Source organism: Moorena sp. (assembly GCF_982860115.1).
This window is the reverse complement of record NZ_CEYLVT010000307.1, coordinates 1-7,227: the sequence shown is the minus strand read 5'-3', so window position 1 is coordinate 7,227 and position 7,227 is coordinate 1. Positions and strand designations below refer to the sequence as shown.

Annotated in this window: 5 protein-coding genes; 3 read left to right on the top strand and 2 right to left on the bottom strand. The window is 44.5% G+C overall.

From position 1 onward, the window contains the following. On the top strand, positions 1 to 183 hold a 183-nt coding region (locus AC4II3_RS29960; RefSeq protein ID WP_490722987.1), incomplete at its 5' end, for a hypothetical protein. Here AC4II3_RS29960 and AC4II3_RS29955 read toward each other — a convergent pair. Both AC4II3_RS29955 and AC4II3_RS29950 read right to left on the bottom strand, forming a co-directional pair. Further along, on the bottom strand, positions 106 to 975 hold the full coding sequence (locus tag AC4II3_RS29955; RefSeq protein ID WP_488009564.1) for a GDSL-type esterase/lipase family protein: 870 nt from the start codon (positions 973 to 975) through the stop codon (positions 106 to 108). The genes AC4II3_RS29960 and AC4II3_RS29955 overlap by 78 nt on opposite strands. 134 nt (positions 976 to 1,109) lie before the next feature. Then, a complete protein-coding gene (locus tag AC4II3_RS29950) occupies positions 1,110 to 2,588 on the bottom strand; it encodes an ammonium transporter (RefSeq protein ID WP_488009586.1) in 1,479 nt (492 codons plus the stop codon). Positions 2,589 to 3,682: 1,094 nt separating this feature from the next. Here AC4II3_RS29950 and AC4II3_RS29945 point away from each other — a divergent pair. Together AC4II3_RS29945 and recG are read left to right on the top strand one after the other, a co-directional pair. Beyond that, complete coding sequence (locus tag AC4II3_RS29945) at positions 3,683 to 4,612, top strand: hypothetical protein (protein ID WP_488009566.1); 930 nt, start codon at positions 3,683 to 3,685, stop codon at positions 4,610 to 4,612. Between the two features lie 44 nt (positions 4,613 to 4,656). Further along, the gene (gene recG, locus AC4II3_RS29940; RefSeq protein WP_488009588.1) at positions 4,657 to 7,146 is read left to right on the top strand and encodes an ATP-dependent DNA helicase RecG; all 2,490 of its coding nucleotides are present in this window, start codon (positions 4,657 to 4,659) and stop codon (positions 7,144 to 7,146) included. Positions 7,147 to 7,227: the final 81 nt, after the last annotated feature.

Genomic DNA, 7,227 nt, shown 5'->3' with positions numbered 1-7,227 from the left:
TTGATGCAGTCGCTCATGGGGGAAACCACGGCAGTCGCTCATGGGGGAGACCCCCAAGACCGCGCTGCCTTCCCAAGACCGCGCTGCATCGCTGCTCCCTACTCCCTACTCCCTACTCCCTGTTCCATTTGCTATAGGAATCCCTACTCCTTCTTGGAGGATAAGTTGCTCAAAGATTTGTAAACCATAGCGCCAGACTAAGTAACCTTGGGGACTCAGATGCAAGCCATCGGTACTAAGCTCAGGTTGCAGGTTGCCCTGATTATCAGCAAAGAGGGGATAGAGATTTAGATAAATCGCTCCTTCTTCGTGAGCGATCGCTTTTAGCTGCTGGTTCAGATTTTGGATGCGACTGTTGGGGATAGTAAGTAAGCGATCGCGTCCTTCCCAGGTTGCCTGTTCAGCACCATGGGGCAAAATCGATTGAAGGACAATCTTAGTTTCGGTATGGGCTCGCCGTAAGTAGCGAATCGTTAGCCGTTGGTTTTTTAGAATTGCTTCATCCTTGACCCCCCGAATGAGGTCATTGATGCCAATCATCACAAAAATTGCTTCTGGCTTAGTCTGATCCAAAATATCTAAGCGCTTGAGCAACCCTGCTGAGGTTTCCCCAGACAGTCCTTGATTAAGCCAGTAGCGTTTTGGAGGTAGCAGTTTGTTGGGAAACCATAGGCTTAGAGAATCTCCCAGCAGGACAGTTAACTGTTCCGGTTGTTGATTAGCCACTACCTGAGCTTCCTTCTCCAGCAGTGCCAGCCATTGTTGGTAATTTAACTGGTGTCGTGGCCCTAATTCAATTACTGGCTCAGGGGTAGAATTTAAAATTCGGGTAGTCACCACAGGATGGCTAACTGGATCTGACTTTGACTGGTGATACTCACCAAGTAGTACCCAGGTGAGAGTCACAATCATAAACCCATTGGCAGCAAGGGATAGTAAAGCCCAAGGTGGACAACGCTTCAAATCAATGAACAAAAAATTGGCATTATTTCTGTTCTAACATCCCTGAGGGCAAAGGTAATACCATCGTTCAACAGTTAACTGTTTATAGTTAACTGTTGACAGTTAACACAGCCTAGTTAAAAGCAATGGGCCATGTCAGCAAAACGCTAATATTCAGAGCTACTAGCCATGTCTGTAGTACTACTGAAGTTACCCATGCTAGAACTAGGGATTACACTGGATTCCTTGACAAATCCAGCGTAAGCTTCCATACCGTGTTCGGCAATATCCAAGCCTTCCAGTTCTTCTTCTGGTGTCACCCGGATACCGAGGGTTAGTTTCAGCACGAACCAGACGATGCCACTAAACAGCACCGTGAAGCCCCCAATCGCTAGAATACCCAGGATTTGGGTGCCAAGTTGACCGGCACTACCGGCGGTAAACAGACCTGAATCTTTAGCGAAAAGTCCAACGGCTAGGGTTCCCCAGATACCATTGACCAAGTGGACTGAAATTGCCCCTACTGGGTCATCAATTTTGATGTTGTCAAAGAAGGAAACAGAGAATACAACGATGATGCCACCAATAGCACCAATAATCACTGCTGAGAAATAGCTGACATTGTTACAGGGAGCAGTAATTGCCACTAATCCAGCCAAAATCCCGTTGATGATCATGGACAGGTCTGGCTTACCATCTTTTAGCCAAGCCGTCAAGGTGGCGGTAATCCCACCAGCTGCTGCGGCTAGGTTAGTGGTCACCGCAATATAGGGAACTGCCTCATTAGCAGCTAGTTCAGAACCGGGATTGAAGCCAAACCAGCCGATCCAGAGAATCAAGCAACCAAGAGTGGCAATACTCATGTTGTGACCTGGGATAGCACGAGGTTCACCGTTTTCGTACTTACCGCTACGGGGTCCGAGGAAGGCAGCTCCCATCAAAGCTGCCCAGCCACCAACGGAGTGAACCACGGTTGAGCCAGCAAAGTCTGAGAATCCCATGGCACCAAGCCAACCATCACTGCTCCAAACCCAGTGTCCCGTGATGGAGTAGGAGATACCAACAATCAGGATGCTGAAGATTAAGAAATCTAGGAACTTAATCCGTTCAGCAACCGCACCGGACACGATGGTTGCAGCTGTTCCAGCAAAGGCAGCTTGGAATAAGAAAAATACGGCTATCGGTAGACCTGCCGGAAATGGGTCTAACCCATAGGTAGCGGGGTCTTCACTGCTGAGGAAAAAGCCCGACAGCCCAATAAATGCGTTGCCTTTGCCGAACATCAAGGAAAAACCAATTGCCCAAAACGAAATAGTTGCCAAGGCAAAGACGATTAGGTTTTTCGCGAGAATATTAACCGCATTTTTCTGGCGGCAGAAGCCGGTTTCTAGCATTCCGAATCCGGCATTCATGAAGATAACTAGGATGGCAGCTACTAATATCCAGATAGCATTGAGAGTGCCCTGAAGTTCTTCTGGGGTAGGTCCGGCACTATCCTGGGCAACAGCAGCTGTATGCCAAACTAGAACAATTATCCCTGTCAGAGGAATACAGGCGAGCCAGTAAGGGGAAAACGATTTTGCGATCGCTTTAAATGGCTCTAGATAAGGAGAATCCCACGATGAGCGGGAGGCTTGGTGAGCCATAGGTCGCCTAGATTTTACTAGGGTTCCTTTGTTTTTCATTGTTCGCTGAGATTTTGAAATTGTCATAATAAGTGTTAACTTACCTCTCTTTTAGATACACTTCCTCACACTGAGAAACTTCAGTAAACAAATTGTAAAATTAGCCACCGAAACCTAAGAGTCCATCGTTTTTCAAGGACTCATCATGACCTCACCCTGCTACCTTTACATACCTGATTGCTAGATGCTAGACCCCTGTCTGCGCCAGTAATCAGGGAGTTTCTGCAGCTAAAGCCTCGTCTTACGACAAAACCTTACAAATAACTGGGACTATAGTCAAGGGAATTAAAGCAATTTTTTATTAAAAATTTCTTTAAATGAAATTTTTAACTAAAAATTGCTGCAGAATGCCCCACATATACTGGTAGAGTTACTTGCTGACGGTGCTTTCAAGGGACGGAAGCCACCTTGAAAGTACTTAGCCCCAACCGACATGCTGCACCTCTAACTAATGGTTTAGACTAATGGTTTTGAAATTAATCCAGTTCTAGGTTCAAGTAAGCATGTTTTCTTGGTAGAAAATTGACTAAGCAATTTCGATAAAACTGGTACACAATACATGCTGATCAACCTCTCGTGTAAAAGTTATTACTCCCCTCGACCACGTACGCCACGATTTCTCAACTACCATGCACTAATGCTAAAATTTGCTGATAATCCGAACTGGGGAAATATAAAGGAAGTGGTTACCAGCTAAACACGCTTGTGGTCCAGTCAACCCTAAGAAAGTCTTACCTCTTTAGAGCCGGACCTAGATCCTTTCGGATTAGGTGGGGTGATTGACTAGTTGATAGCTTTGTCTTTGAGGTGCTTTGATCTAAGATCTTTTTGTGCTATGATTCTGTATCAATATATACTGTTTTTTTAAAAAAATCAGAATATTCAAAACTAGGTAGATGCAACGTCTAGTTGAGGATCTAATTGGGTGTGGAAAATTTGACACTCCCACAGGTAGAAGCCGAACGTGGTACAACTATAAAAATGGGCATACTGTAGACTAGGCATGTATTTGATATGCTCAACGGATGAACTATGGAATTGTATAGATAACAGCAGTGAATCGAATTGACCAGGAATTGGCAGCCTTAGAGGAAGCCATCACCCATTTGACAAAAGAATTCCAAACAACCTACTCTAGCTATTTGACCTTTTTAGGTCAATGCGTTGGGCAACAGCTGATTATGGCTGCCTATCGGATTTGTACTCAAGGGTATCCTGAGTCTTTTCTAAATTTGTCGGTTAACAGTAGGCAACAGTTACAGCAATCCCTACGAAAGCTAGCTCAAGAGACTCAACAACAGTTGCCATCACTCCTAGAACAGTCGCAAGAGTCAAGGTCAGCGACTACTGGTGACTTTGGTGATGACTCTGGTGATGACTCTGGTGATGACTTTGGTGATGACTCTGGTGATGACTCTGGTGATGACTCTGGTGATGACTCTGAAAATTCTGAAATGCCTTCATCTACAGAAGACTCTCCATTTTTTAATGTTCCCACCGAACCATCACCAGCCGCTGAGTTAAGGAGTAACCCACGAAATAGCATAGAGAAACTGGAGCAATGGCTCAAGCATCTAGAGAGTGGGATCAATAAAACTATTCAAGATGTCTCTGTGGAAACTAATCGGCTCTTGCATAAATCCTCGATTATACCAGACAAATTTCCCCAAGAAATCCTAGAAGCAGCGGCAAAAGTCGAAGCATCTGCGGTCGAAACGGCTGAATCTCCCAATATTATCAAAATAATGATGGAAACTAAAGGTAATGGCGAAACAGATGAATCCACATTAACCCGTATTATTGCCATTAAGCTGCGTTTATCTGAAATAGAATTTGCTGACCCCAACTTGACCCCTGGACGTAATAAAATTAGAGATCTATTAGCTAAAATGAGTCAACTGAAGCGAGAGTATTACAAAAAACAGCGGCAAAAGGCAATTGCTCAAGCCGAATCAGCATGGCGTGCCAGCTGGTTTGACGATTAAACTGGGGTAATTACCAATGACTAATGACCAATGACCAATTACCAATGACCGAATTACCAGATTGGGTGCGATTGCAAAAAGCCCTGTCGGTAGAAGCAAGAGTTGGCTTTACTGATTTGGAAGGGAATCAATACCGCTTTAGTGAATTCCTATGCCTCAGTTTTGGTAAGACTCCTAATGTCCTAACATCAACTGAGAAACGGCGTTGGCAGGACATCGGCACTCAGTTTGCCCGTTATTCTCAGATGACGCTACAGCAAAGGCAACATCTGGTAGCTGATACTCGCCGCTTTCTCAATAACCTCCAGCAGAATACTCAACGCCGTTTAGTTGAAGATAAATCTCAAACAGAACATCCTATGGTCAGAGTGCCTAAAACCAAGCCCTTGGTGGAGAAACAACAACAGGCATCATCAAAGCTTGGTAGTAAAAAAAACCTTGACCTACCATTGGCTAAGTTGCCAGCGGTGGGTAGTAAAAACAGTGAGTATTTAGGACGTCTGGGTCTGCACAAAGTGCGTGACTTGCTCTATTACTACCCCCGTGATCATATTAACTATGCCCGTCAGGTTAATATGGCTGACTTAGTACCTGGTGAAACAGTCACTATCATGGGTACGGTGAAGCGCTGTAACTGCTTCAGTAGCCCCCGTAATAAAAAATTAACTATTTTAGATATAGTCTTAAAAGACTCTACTGGTCAAATTAAGCTCAGTCGTTTTTTTGCTGGCTTTCGTTACAGTAATCGTAGCTGGCAGTATCAACAAAAACGGCGGTATCCAGTGGGAGCAGTGGTAGCTGCCTCAGGTTTGGTAAAGAAAAATAAATATGGGATTACCCTAGAAGACCCGGAACTGGAAGTATTAGAGCATCCAGGGGGTAGCATTGACTCGATGAAAATAGGTCGAGTTGTACCGGTTTATTCCCTAACAGAAGGGGTACCAGCTGACTTGGTAAGGCGGGCAATAATTGCTGCACTTCCCTACACGTCTTTGATTAAGGAACCCTTGCCAGTAACCTTTCGTAAAGAATATGGGTTGATGGGGGTCTGTGATGCGATCGCAAACATTCATTTTCCCCAAGATGCAGACACCCTTGCTGATGCCAGAAGGCGCTTAGTCTTTGATGAATTTTTCTACTTACAGCTAGGATTTCTCAAGCGCCGCCAAGCTCAGCGTAAAAGCCAAAGCAGTGCGGTCATGGCTCCGATTGGTAAACTCTTTGACCAATTTAATCAACTGCTTCCTTTTGAATTAACTGGTGCTCAGACACGAGTCATCAATGAAATTCTCAAGGATATGGAATCAGAGACACCCATGAATCGGTTGGTCCAAGGAGATGTCGGTTCCGGTAAAACTATTGTGGCAGTTTATGCTATTCTAGCCGCCATCCAATCGGGGTACCAAGCCGCTTTGATGGCTCCCACTGAAGTATTAGCTGAACAGCACTATCGTAAGTTAGTAAATTGGTTCAATTTACTACACCTTCCGGTTGAATTACTAACAGGTTCTACTAAAGTTTCTAAGCGTAGAAAAATTCATTCCGAGCTAGAAACAGGAGAACTTCCTTTGTTGGTCGGAACCCATGCTTTGATTCAAGACCCAGTGAACTTCAACAATTTGGGTTTAGTGGTGATTGATGAACAGCATCGCTTTGGGGTAAAGCAACGGGCTCGTTTACAGGAAAAAGGTCAATCTCCCCATGTGCTGACTCTGACCGCCACGCCAATTCCCAGAACCCTAGCGCTAACCCTCCACGGGGATTTGGATGTGAGTCAAATTGATGAATTGCCCCCTGGTCGTCAGAAGATTCAGACAACTGTGCTAAGGGCTAAAGAGAGGAAACATGCCTATGACTTGATTCGTCGAGAAGTGGCTCAAGGACGGCAAGCTTATATGGTATTGCCCTTAATTGAAGAATCGGAAAAATTAGATTTACGCTCAGCAATTGAGGAGCATAAACGACTATCTGAAAGTATATTTCCAGAATTTAAAGTTGGGTTACTTCATGGTCGGATGAGTTCAGCCGATAAAGATAAAGCACTGAGTGCTTTTCGGGATAACAAAAGCCAAATTATTGTTTCAACTACTGTGATTGAAGTGGGTGTGGATGTACCCAATGCTACCGTAATGATGATTGAAAATGCAGAACGGTTTGGGTTATCTCAGTTACACCAATTACGGGGTCGTGTGGGTCGAGGTTCTGACAAATCTTATTGTCTTTTAGTCAGTGGTTCTAATACTGAAACAGCTAGACAACGTTTGGGGGTATTAGAACAGTCCCAGGATGGCTTTTTTATCTCTGAAATGGATATGCGTTTTCGTGGTCCTGGGGAAGTTTTAGGTAAGCGCCAATCTGGGTTAGCAGATTTTGCTCTAGCTAGTTTGGTAGAAGACCAAGAGGTATTAACTTTGGCCCGGGATGCAGCAGAAAAGATTATTCTTCAGGATGAAACATTGGAGAATTACCCTTTAATGAAAGTCGAGTTAGAGTATCGGTATCAGTGGTTGATGGATGGGACGATTATGACTTAATTTACCATAGAATTTTTTCAGAAGTTGGGAACAGGGAACAGGGAGTAGGGAGTAGGGAGTAGGGAGTAGGGAGTAGGGAGT